This is a genomic window from uncultured Roseovarius sp., assembly GCF_947489715.1.
Classification (GTDB): Bacteria; Pseudomonadota; Alphaproteobacteria; order Rhodobacterales; family Rhodobacteraceae; genus Roseovarius.
In genome coordinates this window covers 205,573-220,099 of the sequence record NZ_CANLER010000007.1, presented here as the reverse complement: position 1 = coordinate 220,099, position 14,527 = coordinate 205,573, and the positions used below count along the sequence as shown (strand labels likewise).

Here is a 14,527-nt window from a genome sequence, read left to right as displayed (position 1 = left end):
CCACGCCTCAGCCGTGACGGCCAAAAAAGCCTTCCCCATTCTTGACCAGATCGCCGATCATCTGATGCGGATGCCACAGCGCGGTCGAAAGGCCGGCACATCGCTGCATGTCCTTCATAACGCCGAACAGCCCCTGCAACTCTGCCTGAAACAACGGCCCGCCACGACCACGATCAAACCCAAAGGCCCCAACCATCACGACATCTATGTCCGATGCCCGCTGGACCACCGGTGCGGACAAAAGCCGCGCCGCCTCATTCACCAGCACCGCCTGCAACGCGGCGCCAAGCTGCGGTTCAAACCACTCTCCGACCTCGCCGGATTTCGCTGGCAGACCCATGTCGGGATGAGCCCCTTTTTCGTCATAGAGGTAGAACCCTTTGCCGGCCGCCCGGCCGCCCGCGCCCTGTGCGATCCGGTCGGTCAGCAAGCCAAGATCGACAATGCCCCCGCCCACCGCCCGGGCGTTCAATCGCTCGACCACAGTGGGTAAACCGTCGATATCCATCAATTGGAAAGGCCCACGTGCAAACCCAAGCGCCCGCGCACCGGCATCAATCCGGTAGGGCGATGCCCCTGCCCCGGCCAGCACCAGCGCCGCAGAATATAGCGCCGCCGACATGTTGCCGCCCACCAGCCCCTCCACACATTCGCAACGGATCACGGTATGCCCCATGCGGCTGAAAAACTGGGCGACAGTCACAGCCGCATCGGCCGTTGCCCCGGGCGGCACGCAAAGTTCGACCAGCTTCGTGCTCAATGCGGGTCGGTAGACCCTCAGATCCACCTGTCGCCCGCCAATATCATTCGGCACGGTGACCGGCATCGGCCCACCCGATGTCACCGGTGCCCAGACCGCGGCAGGGTTCAAAGACGCGCCATGTGCACGCAGATCGACCTCTCCGGTGTCCAAGACCAAATCGGTGCGCGCCAAGGCTTCGTCCGGCCAGGCCGCTGCAAGACGCGACATGACATTGTCACGGATTTCGGCAGTCATGACCTCGCGCGACACAGCACCGTCGTAAATACCGCCAATCCGGCTACGCACCGTATCTGTTGCCGCCACATCCTCGGCCATCAGCGTGACCCGCAACCCGGCATCCAGACAGGCAACTGCCAGTTCGATCACCAATGCGCTGCTGCCGGGGATTAATACTTCCGTCACGTCCCGCGCCTGCCCGGTCGAGCGTTCGGGCATGATCATCGCCCGGCGTTCAGCCGTCAGGATATGGCGGCGCGCGCGCGCGACCGGCGCATTACGACGATCTTCAAACGTCACGCGCTCCATTTCCAGACCACGCTCATAGGGCAGTAATTGCGCCGCTTCGACACAGCGCACGATATCGGCCTCGGCCGAATCCTTCTGGCGCAGTTTGCCCATCACTTCTGCCACGGATTTCTGATAGGTTAGCGGGTCGGACAATCCGGCGAAACGATCCCGTGCCCTCGCCCATTTTCCAGCCGCCGCCAGTTCCAGCGCCGCCGCCACCGCAGCCTCGACAGACGGGCCGGGCACGATCTTGTCGATGATCCGTTTCAGACGCGGGTCGGCGACATCCAGCATCTGACCCGACAGCATCAGTTCCAGCGCAACCTGCGCCCCCGCCATCCTCGGGATGCGCTGCGTGGCACCACCGCCGGGCACAAGGCCCAGCTTGATGTCCGGCAACGCCACCCGCGCGCCTTCGGACGCGACACGCATATGTGCGGCCAGCGCCAGCTCGAACCCGCCGCCCAACGCCGCGCCATGCAGCGCCGCAACAACCGGTTTCGGGGAATTTTCGATCTTGAGGCACAGATCATTGATCCAGGGGGCTTGGGGTGGCGTGTCATATTCCGCAACATCCACACCCGTCGAGAAGTCTGAACCCGCGCTGTGCAGCACGATGGCCTGCACCTCATCATCCGCGATTGCCGCATCCAATGTCAGGCTCAAGGCGGCACGCAACGAGGGGGCCAGCGCATTCGCCACGGGCCTGTCCAGCGTCAGGATCGCAACGCCCGCCCGCCGTTCGTGATGCACCTCGATCATCACCAGCCCTCCCAGTTTGTGACATTGCTACCGAACTGGGACAATTACTACGAAGATTTCAGGCTCACGCAAGCGCCGGGCAATGGCGCTCAGACCGGCATATTGTCAAACTGAGCTTCAATTGCCTCGTTCTGCAATTCTTCGTTCAGCAACCGGGTGTCGCGTCTTACCGTCCTGCCCTCTGCCTCGAATTCGCTGATCAGACGGTTCAGTTGGGGCTGCAACCGGAACCGGGCACTTGGGCTCTCCTGCTTGATTTTACTTATCAGCAGGTCGAGGCGTGAATTCAGATTTGTCATAATAGTATCTCCCAGGCTTTTTTATACAACCATAGCGGTATTTGTCTCATTTTTCCAGCCGAACAATCCATCGAGTGAACCATCCAAAAGTTAACGGCGTCTAAACGAGTATTGCATGGCTTTTTCACAAGATTATGACAGTTAGAACAACAAGTTGCTCGGCGGAAAAATGCCCATCCCAAGGTTTGAACACGGCAGAAATCCCGGCACCTCACCAAATCCGATCAGAAGAGATTCGGGCATTTCGGCCGACTCAGAACAATCACTTTGCACACAGACACTTCGCGGCACGGCTCGGAACAGACTATGATAGACCTCCACCGGCCCGTAATCTGCCCCAGTAACCGCAGGGTCACCTTGACACAGGTCAATCCTGCCGTTTCAATTCGGGATATACATCATCTGACACCATCCACATGAACGAGGAACGCATGTCACCAGACGTAACGGCCTTTTTCGACGATGCCACCAACACCATTTCCTATGTTGTGCGCGACCCGCAGGGCAGTGCCTGCGCGGTCATCGACTCGGTGCTGGATTTCGACTACGCCTCGGGCCGGACCGATACCAGGTCAGCAGACCGGATCATCGAACATATCAGCGGTCATGATTACGAGTTGAAATGGCTTCTTGAAAGCCATGTCCATGCCGATCACCTCTCGGCCGCGCCGTATATACAAGAGCGTCTTGGCGGCAAAATCGGGATCGGCGACCGGATTCGCGACGTGCAGGATACCTTTGGCAAGGTTTTCAATGAGGGCACCGAGTTCCAGCGCGATGGTTCACAATTCGATCAGCTTTTTGTGGAGGGCGACAGCTTTCACATCGGCCAACTTCGTGGCGACGTGCTGCATACGCCCGGCCACACACCCGCCTGCCTAACCTACGTGATCGGCGAGGCCGCTTTTGTCGGTGACACGCTCTTCATGCCGGATTTCGGCACCGCGCGCTGCGATTTCCCCGGGGGATCGTCGGAACTGCTGTTCAACTCGATCCAGAAAATCTTGGCCTTGCCGGATGAGACACGGATTTTCGTGGGCCACGACTACAAGGCTCCGGGGCGCGATGAATTCGCCTGGGAAACAACCGTTGGCGAACAAAAGGCACGCAATGTTCATGTGGGCGGCGGCACCTCTTGCAAGGATTTTGTGGAAATGCGCGATACTCGCGATGCCACGCTGCCGATGCCCAAGCTGATCATCCCCTCGCTTCAGATCAATATGCGCGCCGGCAAGATGCCACCCGCCGATGAAGACGGAGATGTTTTCCTTAAGGTTCCGGTCAACAAGCTTTGACGACAATTGTATAGAAAAGGCGCCACGCCCCGATGGGGGGCGGAATTTTCCTGACTTGGCGTACGGAGCCACATTTTCAGGCAGGGCGAAGGATCTCGACCGTTGGTTCCCACTGCTTTCCACGATGTACAAAATTGCAGTTATCCGTACTGAACAAGTCCAATCGAATGCGCAGCGTTACTCACTCTGGCAGTTGGCTTGTAAATGCGCCTTTCGCGCCAGAGGCTCAGGCATCTTCGCTGTGGTTCTGAAGCGCTGCAGCAGCGAGCATCAAATCTGCGGTACTTAATTCATCAGACGCATCTGCCTCGGGGTCGTCAGACGCAGCCTTGCCTATGGCGGGTACCATTTCCAGCGGCGGCGCATCCTTCGACAAATCGGCCGAAGCGTCTTCGGCCATCTGCAAATCCGGAACTGGCTGCGCCAACCCTTCCAGCACGTCATCCTGCAAGGCCGGGATTGGTGCCATGCCTGAATCTTTGGAGAGTTGGGGGTGTTTTTCGTCTGGCTTTTCGGGTGGCTTGGATTTGTCAGTACTGGCGGGTGCGATGAAACGAACTGCGCGCATACCGTTCATCTGCCCCATCCGGACCCGTGCCACGACATGCCCACCGCTTGCCACAAGCCGGGCTTTCGCCAGGCATTCCGCATCAAGAGGCAGCAGCATACCGGGGGCAAATTCACAAATCTCTTTCAACGGCAGCCTGATCCGCGACAGGACCGCATCCATGGCCACCTGCGCCTCAAGCGCGCTTTTTTCAAGGCAGACCGCACCGTCCCGATGCAGATTGCTTTTGATTTCCTTGGCAGGCACGACTTTGCGATGTGGTAGCAACAATTTCAGAATGCCGGTCTTGGCGCCATCTTCGACATCCAGCGTCAAACGATAAAGATCATAATCCGGCGCTTCCAGCGCCAACGACAACAGGCGCGCCTCTTCGATCATGTCACCAAAGCGATAATTCTCTTCGACATGTTTGGGATCTGCTTCGGTCAACTGCGCGTCATACCGGCGCATGACCGCGTCCAGAAGCGGCGCCACGATGGCCGCATCCGTACGTGTTACCGGTCGCGCATCACCGGCCGAACGGCGCACCGTGCCGGTTGTCTGTACCTCAATCAACGCGGTCAGGAACTGTGTGTCGACCTTGGCCGCACCGCGTGCGCCCGCCGCACCGTCAAGCAGCAGCAGCAACCCGTCATTCCCGACCTCTGCCTGCACGGCCTTATGCGGCAGCTTCACCTGCTCAACAGTGGTGACCGTCACCGCCAGCCCGAACATCTTGTCCGCCACCTTGGCCAGTGCCAGACGCAATGCCTTGACAGGCGACATGACACGGGCGTCGAATTCATCGCGCCCACCCTTCGCCTTGCGGTGAATAATTGATTTTTTTTCTTCTATACCCATGCGTTCCGCCGCTGCCCATTCTGGCTGCCGTAAGCGCGACCCTACAAGAGAGATGGTTACGAAGTTCTTTAAGATTAGGAATTTATTGTGCGGCTACACGCTGTTCAACCGGCAGGCTGACGCGAAACGCCGCCCCGCTCTGCCCCGGCAGATAGGTCACCCGCCCGCCCAACCGGCCCATGATTTCACGGCAAATCGCAAGGCCCAGGCCTGCCCCTCCCGCCTTGGTATCGCCGATGCGGGAAAACTTCTCGAAAATCACGGTCTGCTTGTCGGTGGGAATGCCCGTTCCGTTATCGATGAAATCCACCAGCAACATTTCACCTGACAAACGACTTTCGATCGTCAGAACCGGCGTCTTCGCATCGCAATATTTGCGCGCATTCGCGATCAGGTTGATGAAAACCTGCGCCAGCCGGTCCAGATCGGTCGAAAGCATTATGCCCTCGTCACCGCGCTGACGACGCACCTCCAGCTCACCCGAATTGCCACCTGCTGCCGCCTCGGCCCGGTCCAGCAAATCCCCAAGCGTGCCGGTTTGCACATTCAGGCTTACCTGACCGTTCTCCAGCACACTCAGATCAAGAAGGTCATCCAGCAATCGCGTCAACCGGATCGCCTCGTCATGGATGACCGAGGCATATTTGCCCGCCTCCTCCGCCTGCAACCCATCGGCATCGCGCAGAATTTCCGAAAACGCCCGGATCGACGTCATCGGCGTGCGCAGCTCGTGACTGACCTGGCTCAGAAACGCATCTTTCTGCCGTGACAGTTGTGTCAGCTTCTCGTTGGCCTCGCGCAATTGCCGCGCGGTGCGGGTCAGCTCGGTCGATTTCGCCTCCAGCTTGCTGGAATATTCCATGATCTGCGCCGTCTCATCCGCCACCGCCATCAGATCCTCGACCGAGACCGACGCCCCGCCCACGATCTGACCTACCATCGCATGGGCCGCCGCTGCCCCGACCGAGCCGGAAAGCTCGCGTTCAAGCGATTGCAGGAAATCCGGCGAGGGCTCGGGCAGATAGCCCCCAATCCCCTGCCGCCCGGCGGCGCTGGCGAAAAATGCCTGCGCCTGCGTCGACCCCATGATCCGCTGGGCCATGATCAGCAGATCTTCGGTCTGGGCCAGCCCACCGGTCCAACCACCCGTGGTCGGTGAATGATCGTAGACGTTGACGAATTGCGCCCCCTGCAGCCGTTCTATCGGCTTAGGAAAACTGAGCAGCGAAACAGTGATAAACCCGGCCGTGTTCAGCAGCATCGACCACATCACCGCATGAACCAGCGGGTCCATCCCCTCGGACCCGAATAGCGCCTGTGGCCGCAACCAGCTGAGACCCCAAAGCCCGTCATGCATGATTGCATCCGACAGGATCGTCCCGGTGCCAAAACTTGGCAGAAAGAGGCTGTACAGCCAGACCAGAGAGCCGATGACCAAGCCTGCCATCGCCCCCGCACGCGTCGCCCCACGCCAGAACAATCCGCCCAGAAGTGCCGGTAGAAACTGTGCCACACCGGCAAAGGACACCAGTCCGATCTTGGCCAGCGCCGTGCCACCACCGGAGATCCGGAAATAGAGGTAGCCCAGCAACACCACCCCGGCGATTGACAGCCGCCGCGCCAACAGGGCCACCTGCCGCACATCACCCGACATCACCGCATTGCCACCAGTCATGTTCAGCCAGATCGGCATCACGATATGGTTCGACACCATCGTGCTCAGCGCAATCGCCGCCACGATCACCATCGACGTGGCCGAAGAGAAACCGCCGAGGAACGACAATATCGCCAAGCCATCCTGCCCCTGCGACAACGGCAGACTAAGCACGAAGAGGTCCGGGTTCGTCCCCTCCAGAAGGTCAAGCCCGACCACCGCGATCGGCACCACGAAAAGGCTCATCAGCATCAGGTAAGCAGGAAACGCCCAGGCCGCGGTGCGCAGGTGATCCTCATCCTCGTTTTCCACCACCATCACCTGGAACATCCGGGGCAGGCACAAAAACGCTGCCGCTGACAAGGCCGTCAACCCGACCCAGCGACTTGCCGACACATCCCATCTGGCAATGTTCGAGGCATCAATTCGCGCCAGCGTTTCGGACACACCGCCCGACAAGCCCCAGACCACGAACACGCCCACAGCCAGAAGCGCAAAAAGCTTGACCACCGCCTCCAGCGCGATGGCCATGACCACACCGTGATGGCGTTCATTCGCATCCAGATTGCGGGTGCCGAAAAGAATGGTGAACAGCGCCAGACCCAGCGCCAGCCAGAACGCCGTGACTTCGCGGTTTATCGCTTCACCGACATCGGGCCCGGTTTCGGCAAAGGCCGCGAAAGACAACGTCACCGACTGAAGTTGCAGCGCGATATAGGGCGTCGTGCCAATCACCGCCAGCAAGGTGACGAAGACCGCCAGCGTGTTCGACTTGCCAAAGCGCGAACTGATCAGATCGGCAATCGAGGTAATGCGTTGAGAGCGCCCCACGCGCACCATCTTGCGCAGCGCCCACCACCAGCCGATCATCACCAGGGTCGGTCCCAGATAGATGGTGACAAATTCCAACCCCGAGCGCGCGGCAAAGCCCACAGCACCGTAAAAGGTCCAGGCGGTACAGTAGATCGACAGCGACAGAGTGTAGATAATGGGAGAGCGCAACCATTTGCCCCGTCCCCTCAATGCCGCACGATCCGCCGCGAAGGCGACGACAAACAATAGGACCACGTAGCTCAGACAGACCAGAACAAGGATGTTGAGCGTCGCCATCTATTTGTCCCCGGCAGGCCCGCCCACAGCGTCCGCTCCGGCATCTGCGGTATCGCTTTTCGCCTCGGATTTCAGACGCCGCGACAGCAGCGCCGCCCCGATGACCAGCGCCAGCCAGAGGCTGAAGAAATAGATCATCGCATAGGTGGTCGAGGTCGGCGCGTCCCGCTCACCGGTCCACAAGAGCGGCAGACATACCAGCGTCACGCCAAGGATCGGCAGCAACCGCGCCGCATCCACCAACCGACGCCTCCGATAGGCCCGCCGTTCCACAAAGACCGGGCCGGGATTTGGATCTATGCTCATGGCACGACCATCTGGCGCACGGTTTCAAGGATTTCGGCATTGGAAAATGGTTTGGTCATGTACTGGCTGGCGCCCGCGCGCTCGGCCATCTCACGATCCTTCTTCTGGCCGCGCGCTGTCAGCATCAGCACAGGCGTATCCGCCAGCGCCGGATCGGCCCGAATTTCGGTCAGGATATCAAACCCGCTTTTGCCCGGCAACATCACGTCTAGGATGATCACGTCGGGCAGTCGTGCGCGCGCTGCCTCAAAGGCATCCTGACCATTGGAATGCGTCCGCACATCCCAGCCGTCACGCGACAGGATGAACCGGATCGCCTCAATGATATTCGGTTCGTCCTCGATCAGTAAAACCTGTTTTCCCATTCAATCGGCCTCCCCCTTCCGATCAATCAATTTACTGCCCGCAGGGGCAACTATCCTCGTTGCGGCGGCGACTGTCAAAACCCACCTGAGATAATCGACGGCTCACGCCGTGCCGCGCACCCGGACAACGGGCAGATGCGGCACGTAACACCCACATCGCGGGCCGCTCCCTGTGCGACACCCGCGACGGGCAGAACCAGCATATGCGCCCGCATCAACGCCGGCGTGTCAAAACCTGCCGGGCGCACTTCTTCCGATACAGCCAGCGCTCGGGCCACCTGCGCGTTGCGCCCGACCTGCCGGACCAGCGCCTGCACGGGCGCGTGTGACTGCGCCAGCACCTGATAGAGCGGCCACAGACCGCACGCACTGCCAACCGGCGGCATCGAAAATTCCGGTAACGGCTTGCGAAAGATCAACGCACCGGATCCGTCACAGATCGCCAGGCCGACCGGCCCGATCTCGACCTCGGGCAACATTGCCAGACGACGGAACAACGTTGGCATGTCGACCGCCAAGTCTCCGGCCAGAAGCCCCGGTTCAAGACCGCTCCGGCCTATCGCATCCAACACCTGTTTCAGCGGCAGGCGGATGGCATCCTCCCGATATTGCCGCAGCACACTGCGCGCCAGCTGACGCGCCGCCTCGGACTCGATGGTTTGGGCCGCATCCAAGACGACCTCCACGGCGGCTTCGCTGGCATCGCCCTCAAGCGCGGGAAAATGAAACCCCTTTTCGTCCAGATAGGCATGCAGCTCATCCTGAGGTGATTTGATCTCGGCCTGGGTATCGGGCGCAGCTTCCAGATAGCGCACAAGGCTTTCGGCCCCCTCTGCCAGACGCTTGCTTTCCTCGTTGATGTTGCGGTGAAATCGGCCCTGCCACTCCGGCTCCAGCTCCTTGGTTTCAACCAGGATCGACGCCGTGGACCTGATCGCCGTCACGGTCGAAATCACGTCATGCAGCGACGCCGCCAGATGCGGATCATGCGCCAGCCGGTCGGTCAGCGTGCGTACACTTTGTTCCAGCATGGCATTCTGAGTGTGCAGATCGACCAGCAATTGCGCCCAGCTGGGGAACCGTCCGGCAAACTCCTCGGCCTTGGCGCGGGGTGCGGCACGGCCCGCCGCCGCCTCGTTCAGCGTGGCGATCAGCGCGGCCTCCGCCCCTTCGGCCAATAATGACGGCTCAACCTCCAGAACCTCGGCCAGACGATTCAGAATTTTGCCACCGATCTTGCGTCGGTTATGCTCGATCAGGTTGAGATAGGAAGGCGAAATGCCGACCCGTTTAGCCAGTTCAGATTGTCGGATCCCCTGCTGAACCCGCCTTTCGCGAATTCTTGTGCCGATGATCGAACTTTCCGCCATCCCGATTTTCCCAGCGATTCACGCGACTTCCTTCATGTTGTATAAACTTTTTTACAAACCAATCACCAAATTTGTTCATTTTTTTACAAAAAAATTGTTTCGTCAAAAGCATTTGTTGCGAAATTTTCTTCTCCTGCGCGATAATCGCCAGGCACAACTGTGCCATCTGGGGAGGCGCAGAGGAGGCCCTCCCTACGAATTACATAACGGGAGGATATCAATGTCCAAATCTAATCTGACACGTCGTGGTCTGCTGAAAACCAGCGCCATTGCCGGCGGTGGTCTGATGCTGCCGACTTATCTGCGTGCGGCGGCTCATTCGGGCTTCACCAACGCGCCGACAGGCGACACTGTCACTCTGGGCTTCAATGTACCGCAAACCGGTCCCTACGCCGAAGAAGGCCTGGACGAGCTGCGCGCACAGGAACTTGCGGTCGAACACCTGAACGGTGAAGGCGACGGCGGCATGATGAGCACGTTCAGCTCGAAGGCGCTGCAAGGCAACGGCATCCTGGGCAAGAAGGTCACCTTCGTGACCGGCGACACCCAGACCAAATCCGACGCCGCGCGTGCATCGGCCAAGTCGATGATCGAAAAAGACGGTGCGATCATGATCAACGGCGGCTCGTCTTCGGGCGTGGCCATCGCGGTCCAGGGCCTGTGCCAAGAGGCAGGCGTGATCTTCATGGCCGGTCTGACACACTCTAACGACACCACCGGCAAGGACAAGAAGGCCAACGGCTTCCGTCACTTCTTCAACGGCTACATGTCAGGCGCTGCCCTGGCCCCCGTGCTTGAGAAGGAATACGGCAAGGATCGACGCGCCTATCACCTGACCGCCGACTACACCTGGGGCTGGACCCAGCAGGAATCGATCGCCGCCGCGACCGAGGCCGTCGGCTGGCAAACAGTCGAGAACGTGCTGACACCGCTGGCGTCGACCGACTTCTCGTCCTACATCGCGCCGGTCCTGAACTCGGGCGCAGACGTCCTGGTTCTGAACCACTACGGTGGCAACATGGTCAACTCGCTTTCGAACGCGATCGAATTCGACCTGCTGAGCAAGGAAGTGAACGGCAAGAACTTCGAAATCGTCGTGCCGCTCTACTCCGAACTGATGGCCGCTGGTGCGGGCGAGAACGTGAAAGGCGTGATCGGCTCGATGAACTGGAACTGGCAGCTGACCGATGAAGGCTCCAAGGCATTCACCAAATCCTTCGGTGAGAAATACGGCCGTCCGCCATCGAACTCGGCGCATACCTGCTACGTTCAGACCCTGCTTTATGCGGATGCCTGTGAACGTGCCGGCACGTTCAACCCCTGTGGCGTTGCAGAAGCGCTTGAAGGGTTTGAATTCGACGGTCTGGGCAACGGCCCGACGCTCTACCGCGCCGAAGATCACCAGTGCTTCAAAGACGTGCTGGTCATGAAAGGCAAAGAGAACCCGTCGAACCAGTACGACACCCTGGAAATCGTCGAAGTAACACCGCGTGCACAGGTCGAATACGCACCTGATCACCCGATGTTCGCCGGCGGCGATCTGGGTGAATGCAACCCGGGCGCCTAAGTACTCAGCTTTCCGGCCGCGCTCTTGCACGCGGCCGGAAACGCCTGTCAGTATTCTGAATTTTCGCTGCATTTCTTAACCCACGGGTGGGAACAATGGACGCAATCATCCTTCAAATTCTCAACGGGCTCGACAAGGGCTCGGCCTATGCGCTGATCGCGCTTGGGCTTACGCTTATCTTCGGCACGCTCGGTGTCGTGAATTTTGCCCACGGGGCGCTGTTCATGATCGGGGCCTTCTGTGCCGTTACCCTGTCGAAAATCTTCAGCCTCAGCTACGAGGTGATTGATGAATCCCAGACCGACTTTCTGGGCAACCCGCTGAAAGTCCAGACCCCCTATGTCGAGGCCTGGTTCGGCCCGGAAACCGGTGCTGCGCTGATCGACTGGTCGGTGCCACTTGCGATCCTGTTTTCCATTCCGATCATGATCACCATCGGCTTCATCATGGAACGCGGCCTGATCAAGCATTTCTACAAGCGCCCCCATGCCGACCAGATCCTGGTAACCTTCGGCCTGGCCATCGTGCTTCAGGAAATCATCAAGTATTACTACGGCGCCAACCCGATCCCGACACCTGCGCCCGATGTGTTCCGCGGCAGCTATGATTTCAGCGCCATGCTCGGGTTTGAACCCAACTCGGTGATCTACCCGGTCTGGCGGCTGATCTACTTTGCCTTCTCCGCCCTGATCATCGGTGCGGTCTTTGCCTTCCTGCAATTCACCACCTTCGGCATGGTCGTGCGCGCCGGTATGGCGGACCGCGAAACCGTGGGGCTGCTGGGCATCAACATCGACAAACGCTTCACCATCATGTTCGGCATCGCCGCCGCCGTCGCGGGGCTGGCGGGCGTGATGTACGCGCCGATCAACGCGCCGAACTACCATATGGGCATGGACTTCCTGGTCCTCAGCTTCGTGGTTGTCGTGGTCGGTGGCATGGGCTCTCTGCCCGGTGCCGTCGCCGCTGGCTTCCTGCTGGGCATCCTGGAAAGTTTCGCCTCGACCACCTGGGCTACCACCACGATCCCAGGCATCAACCAGATCATCATCTACCTTGTTGCCATCATCATCCTGCTGACACGTCCGCGGGGCCTGATGGGCAAAAAAGGCGTGATGGAGGAATAAGCCATGCTCGGATTACACAAGAAAGACTTCAACCTGCTGCTGATCGTCGTCGTACTGGCGATGCTGGCCCCCTTCATCCTCAACCCCTTCCCCGAGAATTCAGGCCTGGCGCAGTTCAACGCGGGCTACCCGGACCTGATGCAGAAATTCGTGATCTTCGGCATCTTCGCCATCGGGTTCAACATCCTCTTCGGCCTGACCGGCTATCTCAGCTTCGGCCATGCCGCATTTCTGGGCATCGGCTCATATTCCTGCGTGTGGATGTTCAAGCTGCTGGGCTACAGCGTCGTTCCCGGCATCCTGCTCAGCATCGTGACCTCGGGCATCTTCGCCTGGCTGATCGGTATCATCAGCCTGCGGCGGTCGGGCATCTACTTCTCGATCCTCACATTGGCCTTCGCGCAGATGTCCTTTGCGCTTTGCTACTCGGTCCTGTCGAACCCCAAGTTCAACCTGACCAACGGCGAAACCGGCCTTCAGGTCTATAACAATGATCCGCAATATTTCCGTGGTGAAGGCAGCCCCAACGTCCCGCATTTCTTCGGGATGGAGATGAACGCCACGCACAAAATGGAACTCGGCGGCTGGCTCTTCCAGTTCAACACCGGCTATTATCTCTGCGCGGTGATCATGGTGCTGGCCTTTTATCTCTCGATCCGCATCTTCCGGTCGCCTTTCGGAATGATGCTGCGGGCGATCAAATCCAACAACACACGGATGAACTATACCGGCCTCAACGCGCGCCCCTATACCCTAGCGGCATTTGTCATCTCGGGCATGTATGCCGGTCTGGCCGGTGGCCTTCTGTCGGCGGTTGACCCGCTGGCCGGTGCCGAACGGATGCAATGGACCGCCAGCGGAGAGGTCGTTCTGATGACCATTCTTGGCGGCGCGGGCACCCTCATCGGCCCGGTGCTGGGGTCCGGCCTGATCAAGTATTTCGAGAACATCTTCTCGAAGATCAACGACAACGTCCTGCACAGCTGGTTCTCGTTCATGCCTGACGGGATCGAAGACCTCATGGTCACGCTGATCCATCCCTTCGTCGGCAAGGGCTGGCACCTGACCCTTGGCGTGCTCTTCATGCTGATCGTCATCTTCCTGCCCGGTGGCCTTGTCGAAGGCGGCCAACGCATCAAGCGGCTGATTTCAGGCAAAAAGGCCGCGGACGAGACCGAAGACGAAGCCACTCAATCCACCCCCGCGGAATAAGGAGACTGACGAATGGGCATTCTTGAAGTCAAAAACGTCAACAAGCGCTTCGGCGGTCTCCAGGCGCTGGGGGATGTGAATCTCAGCGTCGAGGAAAACAGCGTCCACGCCATCATCGGCCCGAACGGCGCGGGTAAATCGACCCTGCTGAACGTACTGATCGGCAAGCTTATCCCCGATACCGGCTCGGTCAGCTTTGATGGCCAATCGGTGCTGGGGCGCAAACCCTACGAGATCTGCCAGATGGGTATTTCCCGCGTGTTCCAGACGCCCGAGATTTTCGGCGAACTGAGCGTGCTGGAAAACATGATGATCCCGATCTTTGCCAAGCGCGACGGCGCCTTCCGCATGCATGCGGTGGAAAACTCGTCGAATGAAAAGGCGATCATCGAGCAGGCGGAACATGTGCTCGAAAGCCTGAACATGGCAGACAAGCGCCATTTCAACTCCGCCTCGATGAGCCGGGGCGACAAGCGGCGGCTGGAAATCGGCATGTGCCTGTCGCAAAATCCGCGCCTTCTGCTGCTGGACGAACCCACTGCCGGCATGGCACGGGCCGATACCAACAACACCATCGACCTGTTGAAGCAGATCAAGGATGAACGCGACATCACCATCGCCATCATCGAACATGACATGCACGTGGTGTTCAGCCTTGCTGAACGGATCACCGTTCTGGCCCAGGGCACACCGCTGGTCGAAGACACGCCCGACAACATCAAAGGCCATCCCAAGGTGCGCGAAGCGTATCTTGGTGAATCGGCCTAAATCAGGGGAATCCG

The 14,527-nt window shown here is 59.4% G+C and carries 12 protein-coding genes; 5 read left to right on the top strand and 7 right to left on the bottom strand.

The window, feature by feature from the left end; all coding sequences use genetic code 11:
- Nucleotides 1-7: 7 nt before the first annotated feature.
- Complete coding sequence (locus Q1B27_RS17630) at nt 8-2,032, bottom strand: enoyl-CoA hydratase/isomerase family protein (RefSeq protein WP_299849382.1); 2,025 nt, start codon at nt 2,030-2,032, stop codon at nt 8-10.
- Between the two features lie 89 nt (nt 2,033-2,121).
- The gene (locus tag Q1B27_RS17625) at nt 2,122-2,331 is read right to left on the bottom strand and encodes a hypothetical protein (protein ID WP_299849380.1); all 210 of its coding nucleotides are present in this window, start codon (nt 2,329-2,331) and stop codon (nt 2,122-2,124) included.
- A 431-nt stretch (nt 2,332-2,762) separates the two neighbouring features.
- On the opposite strand from Q1B27_RS17625, the gene Q1B27_RS17620 reads away from it, so the two are divergent.
- Nucleotides 2,763-3,626: an MBL fold metallo-hydrolase gene (locus Q1B27_RS17620; protein ID WP_299849378.1), complete on the top strand. Its 864-nt coding sequence runs from the start codon at nt 2,763-2,765 to the stop codon at nt 3,624-3,626.
- Nucleotides 3,627-3,852: 226 nt separating this feature from the next.
- On the opposite strand, the gene Q1B27_RS17615 is transcribed toward Q1B27_RS17620, so the two are convergent.
- The 5 genes from Q1B27_RS17615 to Q1B27_RS17595 all read right to left on the bottom strand — a co-directional run bounded on the left by Q1B27_RS17615 (nt 3,853) and on the right by Q1B27_RS17595 (nt 9,839).
- Entirely contained in the window at nt 3,853-5,034 is a 1,182-nt protein-coding gene (locus tag Q1B27_RS17615; RefSeq protein WP_299849376.1) for a FliM/FliN family flagellar motor switch protein, read from the bottom strand.
- Nucleotides 5,035-5,116: 82 nt separating this feature from the next.
- Nucleotides 5,117-7,798 (bottom strand): sensor histidine kinase, encoded by a 2,682-nt coding sequence (locus Q1B27_RS17610; protein WP_299849374.1) that lies wholly within the window; start codon nt 7,796-7,798, stop codon nt 5,117-5,119.
- The gene (locus tag Q1B27_RS17605) at nt 7,799-8,104 is read right to left on the bottom strand and encodes a hypothetical protein (protein ID WP_299849372.1); all 306 of its coding nucleotides are present in this window, start codon (nt 8,102-8,104) and stop codon (nt 7,799-7,801) included.
- Nucleotides 8,101-8,469, bottom strand: a complete 369-nt coding sequence (locus tag Q1B27_RS17600; RefSeq protein ID WP_299849370.1) for a response regulator — start codon at nt 8,467-8,469, stop codon at nt 8,101-8,103. The genes Q1B27_RS17605 and Q1B27_RS17600 overlap by 4 nt, the downstream gene beginning before the upstream one ends.
- Nucleotides 8,470-8,543: 74 nt before the next feature.
- Complete coding sequence (locus Q1B27_RS17595) at nt 8,544-9,839, bottom strand: helix-turn-helix domain-containing protein (RefSeq protein WP_299849368.1); 1,296 nt, start codon at nt 9,837-9,839, stop codon at nt 8,544-8,546.
- Nucleotides 9,840-10,059: 220 nt separating this feature from the next.
- Between Q1B27_RS17595 and Q1B27_RS17590 the strand changes: the two genes are divergently transcribed.
- From Q1B27_RS17590 to Q1B27_RS17575, 4 genes are all read left to right on the top strand, one after another.
- A complete protein-coding gene (locus Q1B27_RS17590) occupies nt 10,060-11,406 on the top strand; it encodes a substrate-binding protein (RefSeq protein WP_299849366.1) in 1,347 nt (448 codons plus the stop codon).
- A gap of 95 nt (nt 11,407-11,501) precedes the next feature.
- Entirely contained in the window at nt 11,502-12,533 is a 1,032-nt protein-coding gene (locus Q1B27_RS17585; protein WP_299849364.1) for a branched-chain amino acid ABC transporter permease, read from the top strand.
- 3 nt (nt 12,534-12,536) lie between these two features.
- Nucleotides 12,537-13,745 carry a branched-chain amino acid ABC transporter permease gene (locus Q1B27_RS17580; RefSeq protein ID WP_299849362.1) on the top strand — a complete coding sequence of 403 codons (1,209 nt, stop codon included), beginning with the start codon at nt 12,537-12,539 and terminating at the stop codon, nt 13,743-13,745.
- A 12-nt stretch (nt 13,746-13,757) separates the two neighbouring features.
- A complete protein-coding gene (locus Q1B27_RS17575; protein WP_299849360.1) occupies nt 13,758-14,513 on the top strand; it encodes an ABC transporter ATP-binding protein in 756 nt (251 codons plus the stop codon).
- Nucleotides 14,514-14,527: the final 14 nt, after the last annotated feature.

What these genes read in the sequence shown, in the direction of transcription:
- Q1B27_RS17580 (WP_299849362.1), top strand. Translation starts at nt 12,537, where the DNA reads ATGCTCGGATTACACAAGAAAGACTTCAACCTGCTGCTGATCGTCGTC.
- Q1B27_RS17600 (WP_299849370.1), bottom strand. Translation starts at nt 8,469, where the DNA reads ATGGGAAAACAGGTTTTACTGATCGAGGACGAACCGAATATCATTGAG.
- Q1B27_RS17625 (WP_299849380.1), bottom strand. Translation starts at nt 2,331, where the DNA reads ATGACAAATCTGAATTCACGCCTCGACCTGCTGATAAGTAAAATCAAG.
- Q1B27_RS17605 (WP_299849372.1), bottom strand. Translation starts at nt 8,104, where the DNA reads ATGAGCATAGATCCAAATCCCGGCCCGGTCTTTGTGGAACGGCGGGCC.
- Q1B27_RS17595 (WP_299849368.1), bottom strand. Translation starts at nt 9,839, where the DNA reads ATGGCGGAAAGTTCGATCATCGGCACAAGAATTCGCGAAAGGCGGGTT.
- Q1B27_RS17620 (WP_299849378.1), top strand. Translation starts at nt 2,763, where the DNA reads ATGTCACCAGACGTAACGGCCTTTTTCGACGATGCCACCAACACCATT.
- Q1B27_RS17630 (WP_299849382.1), bottom strand. Translation starts at nt 2,032, where the DNA reads ATGATCGAGGTGCATCACGAACGGCGGGCGGGCGTTGCGATCCTGACG.
- Q1B27_RS17610 (WP_299849374.1), bottom strand. Translation starts at nt 7,798, where the DNA reads ATGGCGACGCTCAACATCCTTGTTCTGGTCTGTCTGAGCTACGTGGTC.
- Q1B27_RS17590 (WP_299849366.1), top strand. Translation starts at nt 10,060, where the DNA reads ATGTCCAAATCTAATCTGACACGTCGTGGTCTGCTGAAAACCAGCGCC.
- Q1B27_RS17575 (WP_299849360.1), top strand. Translation starts at nt 13,758, where the DNA reads ATGGGCATTCTTGAAGTCAAAAACGTCAACAAGCGCTTCGGCGGTCTC.
- Q1B27_RS17585 (WP_299849364.1), top strand. Translation starts at nt 11,502, where the DNA reads ATGGACGCAATCATCCTTCAAATTCTCAACGGGCTCGACAAGGGCTCG.
- Q1B27_RS17615 (WP_299849376.1), bottom strand. Translation starts at nt 5,034, where the DNA reads ATGGGTATAGAAGAAAAAAAATCAATTATTCACCGCAAGGCGAAGGGT.